Annotated in this window: 9 protein-coding genes; 4 read left to right on the top strand and 5 right to left on the bottom strand. The window is 73.6% G+C overall.

All coding sequences use genetic code 11. From position 1 onward, the window contains the following. Window positions 1-21: 21 nt before the first annotated feature. The 4 genes from ACZ79I_RS15670 to ACZ79I_RS15655 all read right to left on the bottom strand — a co-directional run bounded on the left by ACZ79I_RS15670 (window position 22) and on the right by ACZ79I_RS15655 (window position 7,586). Window positions 22-930 (bottom strand): carbohydrate ABC transporter permease, encoded by a 909-nt coding sequence (locus ACZ79I_RS15670; protein WP_471497973.1) that lies wholly within the window; start codon window positions 928-930, stop codon window positions 22-24. A gap of 88 nt (window positions 931-1,018) precedes the next feature. Next, complete coding sequence (locus ACZ79I_RS15665; protein WP_471497972.1) at window positions 1,019-2,362, bottom strand: carbohydrate ABC transporter permease; 1,344 nt, start codon at window positions 2,360-2,362, stop codon at window positions 1,019-1,021. A 42-nt stretch (window positions 2,363-2,404) separates the two neighbouring features. Further along, window positions 2,405-3,808, bottom strand: a complete 1,404-nt coding sequence (locus tag ACZ79I_RS15660; RefSeq protein WP_471497970.1) for an ABC transporter substrate-binding protein — start codon at window positions 3,806-3,808, stop codon at window positions 2,405-2,407. Between the two features lie 358 nt (window positions 3,809-4,166). Next, window positions 4,167-7,586, bottom strand: coding sequence for an FHA domain-containing protein (locus tag ACZ79I_RS15655; protein WP_471497969.1), 3,420 nt, complete (start codon window positions 7,584-7,586; stop codon window positions 4,167-4,169). 494 nt (window positions 7,587-8,080) lie between these two features. Between ACZ79I_RS15655 and ACZ79I_RS15650 the strand changes: the two genes are divergently transcribed. The 4 genes from ACZ79I_RS15650 to ACZ79I_RS15635 all read left to right on the top strand — a co-directional run bounded on the left by ACZ79I_RS15650 (window position 8,081) and on the right by ACZ79I_RS15635 (window position 13,615). After that, complete coding sequence (locus ACZ79I_RS15650) at window positions 8,081-9,775, top strand: serine/threonine-protein kinase (protein ID WP_471497968.1); 1,695 nt, start codon at window positions 8,081-8,083, stop codon at window positions 9,773-9,775. Window positions 9,776-9,978: 203 nt separating this feature from the next. Then, window positions 9,979-11,211: a serine/threonine-protein kinase gene (locus ACZ79I_RS15645; RefSeq protein WP_471497966.1), complete on the top strand. Its 1,233-nt coding sequence runs from the start codon at window positions 9,979-9,981 to the stop codon at window positions 11,209-11,211. 202 nt (window positions 11,212-11,413) lie between these two features. Then, window positions 11,414-12,520, top strand: a complete 1,107-nt coding sequence (gene prfB, locus ACZ79I_RS15640) for a peptide chain release factor 2 (protein WP_471497964.1) — start codon at window positions 11,414-11,416, stop codon at window positions 12,518-12,520. 327 nt (window positions 12,521-12,847) lie between these two features. Further along, complete coding sequence (locus ACZ79I_RS15635; protein ID WP_471497963.1) at window positions 12,848-13,615, top strand: LPXTG cell wall anchor domain-containing protein; 768 nt, start codon at window positions 12,848-12,850, stop codon at window positions 13,613-13,615. Between the two features lie 116 nt (window positions 13,616-13,731). Here ACZ79I_RS15635 and ACZ79I_RS15630 read toward each other — a convergent pair whose 3' ends face one another. Then, window positions 13,732-13,923: a hypothetical protein gene (locus tag ACZ79I_RS15630; protein WP_471497962.1), complete on the bottom strand. Its 192-nt coding sequence runs from the start codon at window positions 13,921-13,923 to the stop codon at window positions 13,732-13,734. Window positions 13,924-14,141: the final 218 nt, after the last annotated feature.

The raw sequence follows: 14,141 nt of genomic DNA, 5'->3' as shown, positions 1-14,141 counted from the left end.
TGAACGGCCGTGCGGTCGCGTCTACTTGACGGCGCCCGCCATGACTCCCGACACGAACTGCCGCTGGAACGCGAAGAACACCGCCAGCGGGATCACCATCGAGATGAACGCCCCCGGCGCCAGGACGTCGATGTTGTTGCCGAACTGGCGCACCTGTGTCTGCAGCGCCACAGTGATCGGCTGCGTGCCGGACTTGGTGAACACGAGCGCGACCAGCATGTCGTTCCACACCCACAGGAACTGGAAGATGCCGAGGCTCGCGATCGCCGGCCCGCCCAGCGGCATCACGACCCGGGCGAACAGCCGCAGTTCGCCCGCGCCGTCGAGACGTGCCGCCTCCAGCAGTTCCCGGGGGATCTCCGCGAAGAAGTTCCGCAGCAGGAACACCGCGAAGGGCAGGCCGAAGCCCGTATGGAAGAGGACCACCCCGAAGACCGTGCCGAACAGGCCGATCCTGCCGAACAGCTCGGCGATCGGGATCAGCGCCACCTGCACGGGGACGACCAGCAGACCGACCACGCCGAGGAACCACCAGTCGCGGCCCGGGAACTCCATCCAGGCGAAGGCGTACCCGGCCAGGGAGCCGATCACCACGACCAGGACCGTCGCCGGGACGGTGATCAGGACCGTGTTCACCAGGGAGCCGGTGATGTCGCTGTTCTCCAGGAGCTTCTGGTAGCTCTCGAACGTCAGCTGCGAGGGCTGGCTGAAGACCTTCCACCAGCCGGAGGAGCTCATGTCGGACGGCTTGCGCAGTGAGGCCAGCAGCAGACCGACGGTCGGCACCAGCCAGAACAGGCCGACCAGGATGAGGAAGACGCGCAGCAGACCGCCGCTGACGCCGTCCGCGAGCCGGGCCCCGAGGGACCGCCGCCCCGTGACGACGGTGACGGGCGCCGCCTTCGGCGGACTTCCGGCATGTGCCGTCATCGCCGTACCTCCCGCCTGAGCCTGCGGATGTTGCTGCGTTGTCCCGGGGGACGACCCCCGGACCCCCGGCCGGGAGTGCGACGCGACCTCATCGCCGTACCTCCCGCCTGAGCCTGCGGATGTTGAACAGCATCACCGGGATGACGAGCAGCAGCAGGAACACCGCGATGGCGCTGGCGATGCCCGGCTGGTCCTCCGAGAAGCCCTTGCGGTACAGCTCCAGGGCCAGCACGTTCGCGTCGTCCTGGGACGAGCCCGGCGGGATGATGAAGACCAGGTCGAAGATCTTCAACACGTTGATCATCAGTGTGACGGTGACGACCGCGAGCACGGGTGCCAGCAGCGGGACCGTGACCCGGCGGAACACCTGCCATTCGTTCGCGCCGTCCACCCGTGCCGCCTCCAGCAGCTCCCGCGGGACACCCGCGAGCCCCGCCGCGATCAGCACCATCGCGAACCCGGCCCACATCCACACGTACGCGCCGATGACCGCGGGGGTGACGAGCGCCGGGCCGAGCCAGTCGACGCCGTTGTACGGCTCCCTGAAGTTGCTCGCCGGAAGTCGCAGCCGGGCGCCGTCGGCCGCGGCCGGGAGCGTGAACGTCCCGTCGGCGCGGGCCTTGGTGGAGGCGACGACCGTGCCGTCCTTCACCGCCTCGATCCTCATCCCCGGGTAGCCCCGCTCGGACGGGTCGACCGCGCCGAGCCGCCCCACGCCCTCGCCGCGTGTGAAGTCCTGCCAGGTCGTGCCGGTCACCTGGCCGGGTTCCGGCTTCGCCGGGGCCGCCCGCTGCGCGTTCTTCGGCATCTGGTCGGGGGCGACGCCCACGAGGGGCAGCGCGACCGGCCGGCCGGTGTGCACGGCGGCAGTGGTGATGAAGCCGCCCCGGTCGGGTGCCAGGGGCGACCGGCGGCCCGGGTGCGCCTTCGGGAACGCGGACGACTCGGCGAACGTGTCGTGGACGGACACCCACACCGCGTTGGCGACGCCCTTGTCCGGACTCTGGTCGTACACGAGCCGGAAGATGATCCCGGCGGCGAGCATCGAGATCGCCATCGGCATGAAGACGACCAGCTTGAACGCCGTGCCCCAGCGCACCCGTTCGGTGAGCACCGCGAAGATCAGCCCCAGCGCGGTCGAGACCGTCGGCGCGAACACCACCCAGATGATGTTGTTCTTCAGCGCGGTGCGGATGCCGTCGTCCGTGAACAGGGCCTTGTAGTTGTCGAATCCGGCGAAGGAGCCGCCGGACTGGTTCAGGAAGCTGCGGATCAGCGAGTACCCGATCGGGTAGACCACGAGCGCGCCGAGCAGCACCAGGGCGGGCAGCAGGAAGAGGGCTGCCACGGTCCTGCGGGTGCCGGTCACGCTCTTGCGCGTCCTGGGCGGGGCGGGGGTCTCGGGGACCCCCGCCGCCTTGGCCTGTGTCATCGCCGGCCCGGCCCGTCGGCGTCGTGCCCGGTCATCGCCGGATCAGCTCCCGTACGCCTTCGCCGCGTCCGCCTCCAGCTTCGCCTGGGTGCCCGCGATGTCGGTGGGGTGCGTCAGGAAGTCCTGGAGGTCCTTCCACTCGCCCTTGCCGGGCGTGCCGCCGAACGCCTGCGGTGCCTGGTCGGACATGTCGAACCGGAAGTCGTCGCCGGCCGCGATCAGCGCCTTGGCCATCTTCTGCTGCACCGCGTTCGGATACGCGGACAGGGCGACCGCCTTGTTCGGCGAGAGGTAGCCGCCGAGCCTGGCCTGGATGGTCGCCGCGTCCGGCGAGGCCAGGAAGGTGACCAGGGCCTGGGCCGCCTTGGAGTCCTTGAGGACGACGGCCGCGTCGCCGCCGGAGACGACCGGGGCCTGGCCGCCCACGGCCGGGAACGGGAACACCTTCGCGTCCGTGCCGATCTTCGCCTTGGTCTCCCCGATGTTGACCTGGGCGAAGTCGCCCTCGAAGACCATGCCGGCCTTCGGCTGGTCGCCGCCGGTGAAGGTCTGGGTGACCGACACCGGGAACTCGGTCTGCAGCGCGCCCTTCGCGCCGCCCGCGATGTAGTCCTTCCTGCCCCAGATCTGGGCGAGCGTGGTCAGGGCCTCCTTCACGGAGGGGTCCGTCCACTTGATCTTGTGCTGGGCGAGCTGGTCGTACTTCTCCGGGCCGGCCTGGGAGAGGTAGACGTTCTCGAACCAGTCCGTGAGGGTCCAGCCGTCCGCGCCGCCGACGGAGAAGGGGGTGACACCGGAGTCGTAGACGGCCTGGGCCGCCGTCATCAGCTCCTGCCAGGTCTTCGGCTCCTTGGCGCCGGCGTTCTCGAACACCTTCGCGTTGTACCAGATCAGGGACTTGTTCGCGGCCTTGTAGTAGACGCCGTACTGCTTGCCGCCGACCTTCCCGATGTCCTGCCAGCCCTGCGAGTAGTTCTTGGCCAGCTCCGCCCGGGCCTCGGGGCCGAGGGGCTTGGCCCACTTCTTGTCGACGGCCTGCTTGATCGCGCCGGGCTGCGGCAGCATCGCGACGTCCGGCGGCTGCCCGCCGGCGATCTTCGAACCGAGGAAGTTGATGATCGGGTCCTGGGCGGGCACGAAGGTCACCTTGGCGCCGGTGCGCTTCTCGAACTCGGCGAGCACCTTCTTGAAGTTGGCCTGTTCGCCGCCGGTCCAGACGGCGGCGACCTCCAGGCTCTGGCCGTTCAGCTTGGGGAGCGTGACCGTGGCGCCGCTCTCCTTGCCGCCGCCGCTCGCCGTGTCGCTGCTGCTCTTGTTGTCGCCGCCCCCGCAGCCGGCGAGCGCGAGCGCCCCGGCGATCACGGCGGCCGCCGCGGCCTGAGCGGAGCGGCGGGTCCGGTGGGCGGGCTGCTTCGGAGACCTGCGTGTACGAAGAGTGCTGTGCATCACTGCCCCGTTCTTCGTTCTTCGTTCCTCGTTGAACGTTCGAGCGCTGTCCCGTGCGCTCTGGTCTACGCGGGGTCGTTCGGGGCGGCAAGGGCGCCTGCCGTGTCAACCGGGCGATCGTGACCGCGTCGTGACGTGCGGTCAGTGGTGGGGGGAGGGCTGCGCCGCGCGGCGCCGGCTCGGGCCGCGACGTCGTGGGGCGGGGGCGAGGGGTGCGCGATGCCGTGCGGCGGGGAAGCGGGACACACCACGCCGCGTGGCGGAAAGCGGGAGGCGCAGCGCCGTGCGGCGGGGCGCGGAACGTGCGATCCCGCCGCCCGGCCGGACGTGCGGGTGGGCGGGCCGCGGCGGCGGAGGGCTACAGCAGGGACGGCACCTCGGCCGCCGCCACCGATCGCGCGGCCCTCTCCAACGCGCTCGCCAGCAGGGCCAGGTCCGTGGGCCCGTTGCCCAGTTCGCGGACCTGCCGGCGCGTCGGCGGGTCGCCCATGCGCTGCCACTCCACGGGGACGACCGTGGGGCGGAGCGTCGCCGTCCGAGGGATGCGCCCGGTGATGCGCCCGCCCTGGAACGGTGTCACCCTGCCGTCCGAACGGGTCACCTGCCCCCGGCCCGGCGCCGGTTCCTCGACCCCCGGCGACACCGCCTCCAGGGCGATCCGCAGCGCGGCCGCGCGGGCCGGCCCCCACTCGGCCGTCCGCCCGCCGGGGCCCGCGGCGGCCACGAGGTGCAGCCCGAGCCGCTCCCCGTCCCGGGCCACCGCCTCCAGCGCCCGTACGACCGACCCGGCCGCCGGCCGGCCCGGCGAGCCCAGCGCCGGGGACAGCAGCGCGTCCAGATCGTCGACCAGCACGACCAGCCGGGGCAGCGGCGGCCCCGGCTCCGCCTGCTGCCGCGCCGCCGGCCGCAGCCGCAGCGTCGTACTGGGCGGGGTGTCGAGATCGCCCGAGGCCGTACGATCCGTCCGCTGCGGCGCGCTCCGGCCGGGTGTCCCCTGCCGCGCGTGCCACTCGGCGAAGCCGAGCCGCCCCAGCAGGTCGGCCCGCCGCTTCAGCTCGGCGCTGAGCGACTGCGCGAACTCCCGCATGCGTACCGGGTCGTTGGCCGCCAGATGCGTGGTGACATGCGGCAGGTCCGTGCAGACCCGCAGACCCTCGCCGCCCCCGCCGCCGTTCGCCCCGCAGTCGCGGCCGTCGACCAGCACGATCCCGAGGCGGTCCGGACGCTCGGCTGCCGCGAGCGATGCGGCGATGGAGCGCAGCACCTCCGTACGACCGCTGCCGGGCGGGCCCTCCAGCAGCAGATGCGGTCCCTCGGCCGCGAGGTCGACGGACACGGGGCCGCGCGGCCCGGCGCCGAGCACCGCCCACGCGCGCCCGCCCGGCGATTGCCCGTCGTCCGCCGCGTCCGCCCAACGGGCCATCAGCGACGCCGGAGTGGCCCGCGCCAGGCCCAACTCGTCCAGCAGCCGCGCCGCCTGCGGCAGCGGCGCCGACACGCGCGTGTGCCGGTCCCCGCCGCCCTCCGTCCGCAGCGGGGCGAGCGCCCGCGCGAACCGCTCCGCCCACGCCGCCGACACGGCGTCCAGCGCGGCGACCGTGCCGTTACCCACCGGACCGCGACCGGCGTGACCGGCGTCCCCCGCCTCCCCCGGCGCGATCCGCAGCAGCCGCAGCGCCGTGGCGACGTCGCCGCTCAGCAGCGCCGCGGCCCCGCACTCCCGGAACACCGGTGAGGCCGCGCACGCCGCCTCGTACGTCTCCGTCACCGGAGACGCGGGCGAGGCCGACGGCGCCTCCGCCAGGCAGACCACATGGATCCCGGCCCGCGGCCCGTGCTGCGCCAGACGCGCCACGGCCTCGCGCAGATCGGCACCGCCGGGGTCGCCGTCCACGACCAGCACGCTGTACGGCCCCGGGAACGCGCCGTCCGCCGGGTCCTCGTCCCGCGCCCAGGAGGGGCGACGGACGGCACCCCGCGGGGGAAGGCCACCGGGCGGGGCGTCCGGGAACGTGCCGGTGGCGCCGCCCGTGTCCGCCAGATGGTCCGCCAGCCGGCGCAGCAGCTCGTCCGTGCGGGCCGTCGCCTGCTCCCGGTCGTAGGCGACCAGGAGCCGGCAGTCCTGGCCGTGCGCCGGGCGCAGGTGCGGGAGCCAGCCGAGCCACGACCACTCGGCGACGCGCTCCTCCAGCGGGCGGGACTGGTCGGCGCTGATCAGGACCAGCTCCAGCGTGTCGGGGGAGTGGAGCGCGGCAAGCTGTGCCACCACCGCGCGCGCCAGGCCGGCCAGCCGCGCCCTGGGCCCGGCCAGGCCCAGGGCGCCCACCTCGCGCAGCCCGGCGGTCACCGGCACGGCGGGCAGCAGTCCCGTCCCGTCCGGCGCCGCCCGGTCGGCCGTGCCCAGGCGCACGGTGAGCGTCTCAGGGTGCTCCGGGCCGCGCTCCCACAGCCGTGGGCCGGGTCCCAGCGCGGTGAGCAGCAGGGCCGCAGGGTCCGGCCACTTCTCCGGGGCCCGGGTGAGATGGGGCGCGGGCCCCGGGGCACCCCCGGTCTCGTCGTACCCGTCGCGTGCCGTACCGCCCGCTTCGGCGCGGCCTCCCGCCAGCCGGCGTGCCCACGCGGTGAACCCGCCGCGTCTGCGCACCACCACCCCCGGCGGCAGCTCCGTCCCGCGCGGCGGGGTGCCCTTGCGCATGCCCTCGCCCGCCGGGTCCCCGGAGAGCGGGCCCCGGCTCTGCGCCCCCGGGGCCCTGCCCTGCCCCGGGACGACCGGGGCCCGGATCGGCGGCTCCACGGGGCCGTGTTCCTGGGCGCCGGGGGCGACGCCGTCCGAGGCGCCCCAGGCGGTGACGCCGAAGCCGTGGTGGGTGTCCCCCAAGAGGGCGCCGCCGCCGTCACCGGCGGGGGGCCCGCTCTGCGTGTGGCCGCTGTGGCCGCTGTGGCCGCTGTGGCCGTCCGCGCCGGACGTTCCTGCGGCGGCCGGCCCCGCACCCCGGGCGCCGTCCCCGGGCGTGTGTGCCGTGGTCGCCGTCGCCGTCGCCCCGCGCGCGGCATCCCGCGGGCCTCCCGGGGCGTCCTTGCCGGGGTCCTCGCCCGCGGTGAGGACGCGTACATGTCCCTCCCCGTCCGGCGCCGTGCCCACGGCGCGCACCGCGCCGGGCGGGGCCAGCCGCAGGGCCGACTCCCCGAGGCGCAGCAGCGCCCCGGGGGCGAAGCGCACCGGACGGTCGGTCACCCGCCTGCCGTCGAGCACCGTGCCGTTGGTGGAGTCCAGGTCGGCGACCGAGACGCGGCCGTCGTCGGAGACCGTGACCGCGCAGTGCAGCCGGGAGACGTCAGGGTCGTCCAGCGGGACGTCCGCGTCGGCGGAGCGGCCGATGCGGACAGCGCCGCCGTGCAGCAGATGGACGCCGCCCGCGTCCGGGCCGGCCACCACGTGCAGCTGGGCCGCGTCCTCGTCCGGCTCGAGGCCCGGCTCCGCTGGGGCGCCCAGGGTCAGCACCGCGCCGTCCAGCAGCGGAGGCTCGCCCAGCGTGCAGCGCTGGGCGTCCAGGCGCTCCGCGCCCGCGTACAGCACCACGGGCCCTCCGCCGAGCTCTCGACCGCGCTCGGGCGGGGTGGCGCCCCCGCCCCCGCCGACCGCCGAGGCGAGGCCCGACGCCACCGCGGCCAGCGCCGTCCCGGCCGGCGCGGTGACCAGCACGTCGCAGCTCGCGGCGTGCGCCCGTGACTCCGGGGGCGGCCCCAGCGGGTCTACGACGGTCAGCCGGATCTGCATCGCCGTCAGCGGTCCCTTCTGCGCGGGCGCCCGGGCACGGGACGGAGCCGCACCGCGGTCCCCCCACCGCGGGCTCCCCCCACCGCACACGAGCGATCGGCCAGTACGGGATGCATCCTTGCACCTGCCACTGACAGCGCGCCCGCCGCCCGGGGGCAAGTGATCTTGATTGGTCGGCTCTGCCCGTAAAAGTGCCTGACCGGTGCCCGGCGGAAGTTCGCTTGAGATCGGTCACGTCCGCTTCGGGCAACCAAGTGCATCGAAGCGAGCGTCTTCTCATCGAACACGTACGGGGACCGCGTACGTACAGCACACATGTGGAGCAAAGGGAGGGTGTGCGGACCGGCGGGCCCGGCCCCCGGTGAGCGCCGGCGCGAGGAGGCCGTCGAGGCGGCCGCGGGAGGCCTGTGCCGGGTCGTGCGGCACTACAGTGGGGCGGAACACCGGTAGCACGGTGGACGGACCAGACAGGCAAGCAGCAGGGAGCGCATGACGTGCGGCCGGTAGGCAGCAAGTACCTGCTCGAGGAGCCGCTCGGACGCGGCGCCACGGGCACCGTCTGGCGAGCCCGCATGGGGGTCCCCCCCGGGGCGGAGCTTGCCGGAGCCCCGAGGGGGAGGGAGGCCGCGGGCGCCGAGGCGGCCGTCGCGGGTCAGCCCGGCGAGACCGTGGCGATCAAGGTGCTCAAGGAGGAGCTGGCGAGCGACGCGGACGTCGTGATGCGGTTCCTGCGCGAGCGGTCCGTCCTGCTGCGCCTGACCCACCCCAACATCGTGCGGGTGCGGGACCTGGTGGTGGAGGGCGATCTGCTGGCGCTGGTCATGGACCTCGTCGACGGCCCCGACCTGCACCGCCACCTCCGCGAGAACGGGCCCTTCACGCCCGTCGCCGCCTCCCTGCTCACCGCGCAGATCGCCGACGCGCTGGCCGCGAGCCACGCCGACGGGGTGGTGCACCGCGATCTGAAGCCCGCCAACGTGCTGCTCATGCAGAGCGGCGGCCAGATGCATCCGATGCTGACCGACTTCGGCATCGCCCGCCTGGCGGACTCACCGGGCCTCACGCGCACGCACGAGTTCGTGGGCACACCCGCGTACGTGGCCCCCGAGTCGGCCGAGGGCCGCCCCCAGACCTCCGCCGTCGACATCTACGGCGCCGGCATCCTGCTGTACGAGCTGGTCACAGGGCGTCCCCCGTTCGGCGGCGGGAGCGCCCTCGAGGTGCTCCACCAGCATCTGAGCGCCGAGCCGCGGCGCCCGTCCACGGTCCCCGGCCCCCTGTGGACCGTGATCGAGCGCTGTCTGCGCAAGAACCCCGACGACCGGCCCAGCGCCGAGAATCTGGCGCGGGCGCTGCGGGTCGTCGCCGAGGGCGTCGGGGTGCACGCGAACTCGGCCCAGATCGCCGCCGCGGAGGGCGTGGGCGCGCTGCTCGCGCCGGACCCGGCGCCCACGGCCGTCCCCGGCTCCGCCGACCCCACGCAGGTGCTGCCGCAGGGCTCAGCCGGGTACGACCCGAACGCGGCGACCAGCGTCCTGCCGCACACCCCGGCGGGGGCGGCGGGCGCCGCCGACCCCACGGCCGTCCTGCCCAGGAACGGGGCCGCCGACCCGACGGCCGTGATGCCGCCGGTGCCGAACGAGCCCGGCGGGCAGCCGCGGCCCGAGGAGCCGCACCCCTGGCAGAGCCAGCTCCGCGCGGCCCGCGACCGCAACGAGCAGACGCAGGTCCAGTACCTCGACCCCGGCGAGGACCCGCTGCGTCGCCGCCCGCAGCGGCAGGTGGCGCGCCCGCAGCAGCGGCCGCGGCCCCAGCAGCAGCCCGCCCCCGGGTACGGGTATCCGCAGCAGCAGCCCCAGCAGTACGCGCCCCAGCGGCAGCAGTACGCCCCCGCGCCCCAGCAGTACGCCCCCGCGCCCCAGCAGCCCCGGCAGCCGGCGCCGCGTCCGGCGCGCGAGCCGCGGCCGCCGCGGCAGCGCAGCGCCAACCCGATGAAGATCCCCGGCCTCGGCTGCCTGAAGGGATGTCTGTTCACGATCGTCATCCTGTTCGTCGCGGGGTGGCTGGTCTGGGAGTTGAGCCCCCTTCAGGAGTGGATCGGTACGACGAAGTCGTACTGGGCGCAGCTGAGCGACTGGTTCTCCGCCGTGGGCGACTGGATCGGAAAGCTCGGCAGCAGCTCCAAGTAGCCGGTGGCGCGGAAGTCCCGAGAGCCTTGCGAGCTTGGGGATTTGTCGACATCTGATGGGTGATTTCCGTCCTGGCGGTGAAGGTTGCCGCTCCGGACGCGTACTTTTGTCGACCGGAGGCCCCGGGTCCGTGGCGCCGACAGTGCGCACAGGGCCCCGGAACGGCGCAGCGTCGGCAACACGCGTCCCCAGTAGGAGCAGTCTTGGCACGGAAGATCGGCAGCCGGTACACCGCGAACCAGATCCTGGGACGGGGCAGCGCCGGCACGGTGTGGCTGGGCGAGGGACCGGAGGGCCCCGTCGCCATCAAGCTGCTGCGCGAGGACCTCGCGTCGGACCAGGAGCTCGTGGGCCGCTTCGTCCAGGAGCGTACGGCACTGCTGGGGCTCGACCACCCGAACGTGGTGTCGGTACGTGACCTGGTGGTCGACGGAAACGACCTCGCCCTGGTCATGGACCTGGTCCGGGGCACGGATCTGCGCACCCGCCTGGACCGCGAGCGCCGTCTCGCGCCCGAGGCGGCCGTCGCGATCGTCGCCGACGTGGCGGACGGCCTGGCGGCCGCGCACGCGGCGGGGGTCGTGCACCGGGACGTGAAGCCGGAGAACGTGCTCCTGGACATGCAGGGCCCGCTGGGCCCGGGCGGCTCCCATCCGGCGCTGCTGACCGACTTCGGCGTGGCGAAGCTGATCGACTCGCCGCGCCGCACCCGGGCGACGAAGATCATCGGCACGCCGGACTACCTGGCGCCGGAGATCGTGGAAGGGCTGCCGCCGAGGGCGGCGGTGGACATCTACGCGCTGGCGACGGTGCTGTACGAGCTGCTGGCGGGCTTCACGCCGTTCGGCGGCGGACACCCGGGAGCGGTGCTCCGCCGTCATGTCACGGAGACCGTGGTCCCCCTTCCGGGGATCCCGGAGGAGCTGTGGCAGCTGATCGTGCAGTGCCTGGCGAAGGCGCCCGCATCGCGGCTGCGGGCCTCGGAGCTGGCGGCCCGGCTGCGGGAGCAGCTGCCGACGCTGGCGGGGATGGCGCCGCTCGACGTGGACGAGCCGGACACGGAGCCGGCGCAGGAACCGGACGAGGCGACCGGGCCCGGGGAGCCGTCGGTGGCGCGGGCGCGGCGCGGGGCGGTGCCGCTGGTGCCGGGGGCGAAGCCGGACTCGAACCGGGACACGCACACATCGATGCGGGTGCCCGGGCCGGACGAACTGGCGGGCGGCGCCCGTGGCACCGCCCGCGCGCCCCGCGCCGCCGGTGCGCCGCGCCCCGGTTCGGCCCGCCATCGTGCGATGGCCCGCCGCCGCAGGATCACCCTGGGGACGGTGGCGGTGGCGCTGCTGGCCGCGATCGGGGTGGGTGCCTGGCTGGCGGCATCGGGCGACGACGACGCGGCACCACCCGGGACGAGCAGCTCGGCCCCGGCGTCCCCCTGACCGGGAGCACGGGAGGCGGCCCCGTCCCGTGATGCCCCCGTCGCAGTTCAGAGGGGGTCGGACCGTGGGGTGTCCGAGGGCCGCGGCGGTGGGGAGGGGACGGCGGGCCGGGGGCCGGGGGCCCCGGGGAGGGCGGTTGCGGGGAGGTTTCGGCCGCGGTTGCCCGGCCTGGACTTCCCGGCGGAGCCGTTACGCTGGACGCGTGGCAGTCGTCGATGTATCCGAAGAGCTCAAGTCCCTCTCCTCGACCATGGAGTCGATCGAGGCCGTTCTGGACCTCGACAAGATGAGGGCAGACATCGCCGTGCTCGAGGAGCAGGCGGCCGCGCCGTCCCTCTGGGACAACCCGGACGAGGCGCAGAAGATCACCAGCAGGCTCTCCCACCTCCAGGCCGAGGTGAGGAAGGCCGAGGCCCTGCGCGGCCGGATCGACGACCTCGGTGTGCTCTTCGAGCTCGCCGAGGCCGAGGACGACCCGGACACCCGTACCGAGGCCGAGGCCGAGCTCGCCGACGTCAGGAAGGCGCTGGACGAGATGGAGGTCCGGACGCTGCTGTCCGGGGAGTACGACGCCCGCGAGGCGCTCGTCAACATCCGTGCCGAGGCCGGCGGCGTCGATGCCGCCGACTTCGCCGAGAAGCTGCAGCGCATGTACCTGCGCTGGGCCGAACAGCACGGCTACAAGACGGAGATCTACGAGACGTCGTACGCGGAGGAGGCCGGGATCAAGTCCACGACCTTCGCCGTCCAGGTGCCGTACGCCTACGGCACACTCTCCGTCGAGCAGGGCACCCACCGCCTGGTCCGCATCTCCCCCTTCGACAACCAGGGGCGGCGGCAGACCTCCTTCGCCGGTGTCGAGGTGCTCCCGGTCGTCGAGCAGTCGGACCACGTCGAGATCGACGAGTCCGACCTGCGGGTCGACGTGTTCCGCTCCTCCGGCCCCGGCGGCCAGGGCGTCAACACGACCGACTCCGCCGTGCGGATCACGCACCTGCCCACCGGCATCGTCGTCACCTGCCAGAACGAGCGGTCCCAGATCCAGAACAGGGCCTCCGCGATGAACGTCCTGCAGGCCAAGCTCCTCGAACGGCGACGCCAGGAGGAGCAGGCGAAGATGGACGCCCTCAAGGGGGACGGCGCCGGCTCCTGGGGCAACCAGATGCGTTCGTACGTCCTGCACCCGTACCAGATGGTCAAGGACCTGCGGACCGAATTCGAGGTCGGCAACCCCGAGGCCGTCTTCAACGGTGAGATCGACGGGTTCATCGAAGCCGGGATTCGCTGGCGCAAGCAGCGGGAGAAGTAACACCGCCGGCCGGCGGCGGCACCCCCGCCGGAAAGAGTGTTTTGTCGACAAGGCAACTGCCCTTCGCGTGGGGGCAGTTGCCTTGTCTGTCGTCGGATGTCTGGGTTTTACATCACACTCACAGCCCTCCTGCTCCCGCAAACGCCGCCTTATGGGGCATCGCGTGCGCAACGACCTTGACGTTGCTGTTGAAAGTCGGGAGGGTGAGGGCGGCATGCGTTTGTCTGGGGCGCATGTGAACCGGGGGCCTTCGTCTGGACTACCTCCGTTGATCACGGCCCCGAGCGCGGCCTCATCGACTAGTGAGCTACTGGGGGTAGCAATCGCATGACGAAGAAGACGCGGATCCGTGTCGCACGGATAGCGGCGGGCGCCGTGATCGCCGCGGGTGCCTCGCTCACCGCCGCCGGCGCCGCCTCGGCGCTCGATGTCAACATTTCGGTCAGTGGGACCGGTGGAGACTCGGGCGGCAGCGGCGGTGGTGACGGCTGCGGCGACGTGGCCAACTGCCCTGGTGACCCGGGCAACCCTGGTGACCCGGGCAACCCCGGTGACCCTGGTGACCCGGACAACCCTGGTGACCCTGGTGACCCGGGCAACCCTGGTGACCCTGGTGACCCGGGCAACCCTGGTGACCCGGGCAACCCCGGTGACCCTGGTGACCCGGGCAACCCTGGTGACCCGGGCAACCCCGGTGACCCTGGTGACCCGGGCAACCCTGGTGACCCTGGTGACCCGGGCAACCCTGGTGACCCGGGCAACCCTGGCGACCCCGGTGACAACGGCGGCTCGGGCACCGGTTCCGGCAGCGGTGACAACGGCGGCTCGGGCACCGGTTCCGGCAGCGGGAACAGCGGCGGTACCACCGTCAACGGTGGTAACGACAACGTCGCCCAGCAGGAAGGCTCGTCCTCGCTGACCGACACCGGTTCCTCGTCGGACACCTCCGCACAGGGCGGCGGCAAGCAGCTGGCCGAGACGGGTGCTGCCGAGACCACGTTCCTGCTGGTCGGAGCCGCCACGATGATCGCCGGCGGTATCGGCTTCCGGGTGCTGCCGCGCCTGGTCGGCGGCCGCGGCGGTGCCGCCGCCTGATCCCACGGGCGCCGGAACGTGTGAGAAGGGCCCGGGGCGTCTGCCCCGGGCCCTTCCCGTACGCTCGTGCGGCTACGGCTCCGGCCGCTGTGACGCGTCCCGCCCTGCGCGCCGTCCTACGCCGTCTGGTGCGCCAGCAGCGCGACCGCCGCGATCAGCACCGCCACCAGGGCGATCAGTGCCGCCGGATTCAGCCCTGACCAGGGGTTTTCCTGTTGGAGCCGCTCACGGCTGGCGCGGCAGACGGGGCAGCGGCCCTCACTCACGGGCGCCGCGCAGTTCGCGCACACCAATCGGTCGTACGTCATGCGCTTCGCCCTCCTTGTGCCGCTTCCACGTACACAACGCTTCCGGGAACGCAACCGTTCCCCACTCCACTGTGCCAGGTTCCGCGGATTTCGGCGCGGTCGGCCTTATCCTGCCCGCGCGAGCGGGAGCGCGGGCCGGAAATGGGCCGCACGTCACACCCGGGAGCCCCGTCAGGCGCGCGACAAAACGGGCAAGCCTCACGCAACCGTGTACGCCG

The organism is Streptomyces sp. PSU-S4-23, from assembly GCF_055632315.1.
This window is presented reverse-complemented; position numbering and strand designations above follow the sequence as displayed.

Coding starts and splice junctions, on each gene's coding strand:
- ACZ79I_RS15630 (WP_471497962.1), bottom strand. CDS start 13,923: ATGACGTACGACCGATTGGTGTGCGCGAACTGCGCGGCGCCCGTGAGT.
- ACZ79I_RS15655 (WP_471497969.1), bottom strand. CDS start 7,586: ATGCAGATCCGGCTGACCGTCGTAGACCCGCTGGGGCCGCCCCCGGAG.
- ACZ79I_RS15660 (WP_471497970.1), bottom strand. CDS start 3,808: ATGCACAGCACTCTTCGTACACGCAGGTCTCCGAAGCAGCCCGCCCAC.
- ACZ79I_RS15670 (WP_471497973.1), bottom strand. CDS start 930: ATGACGGCACATGCCGGAAGTCCGCCGAAGGCGGCGCCCGTCACCGTC.
- ACZ79I_RS15665 (WP_471497972.1), bottom strand. CDS start 2,362: ATGACACAGGCCAAGGCGGCGGGGGTCCCCGAGACCCCCGCCCCGCCC.
- ACZ79I_RS15635 (WP_471497963.1), top strand. CDS start 12,848: ATGACGAAGAAGACGCGGATCCGTGTCGCACGGATAGCGGCGGGCGCC.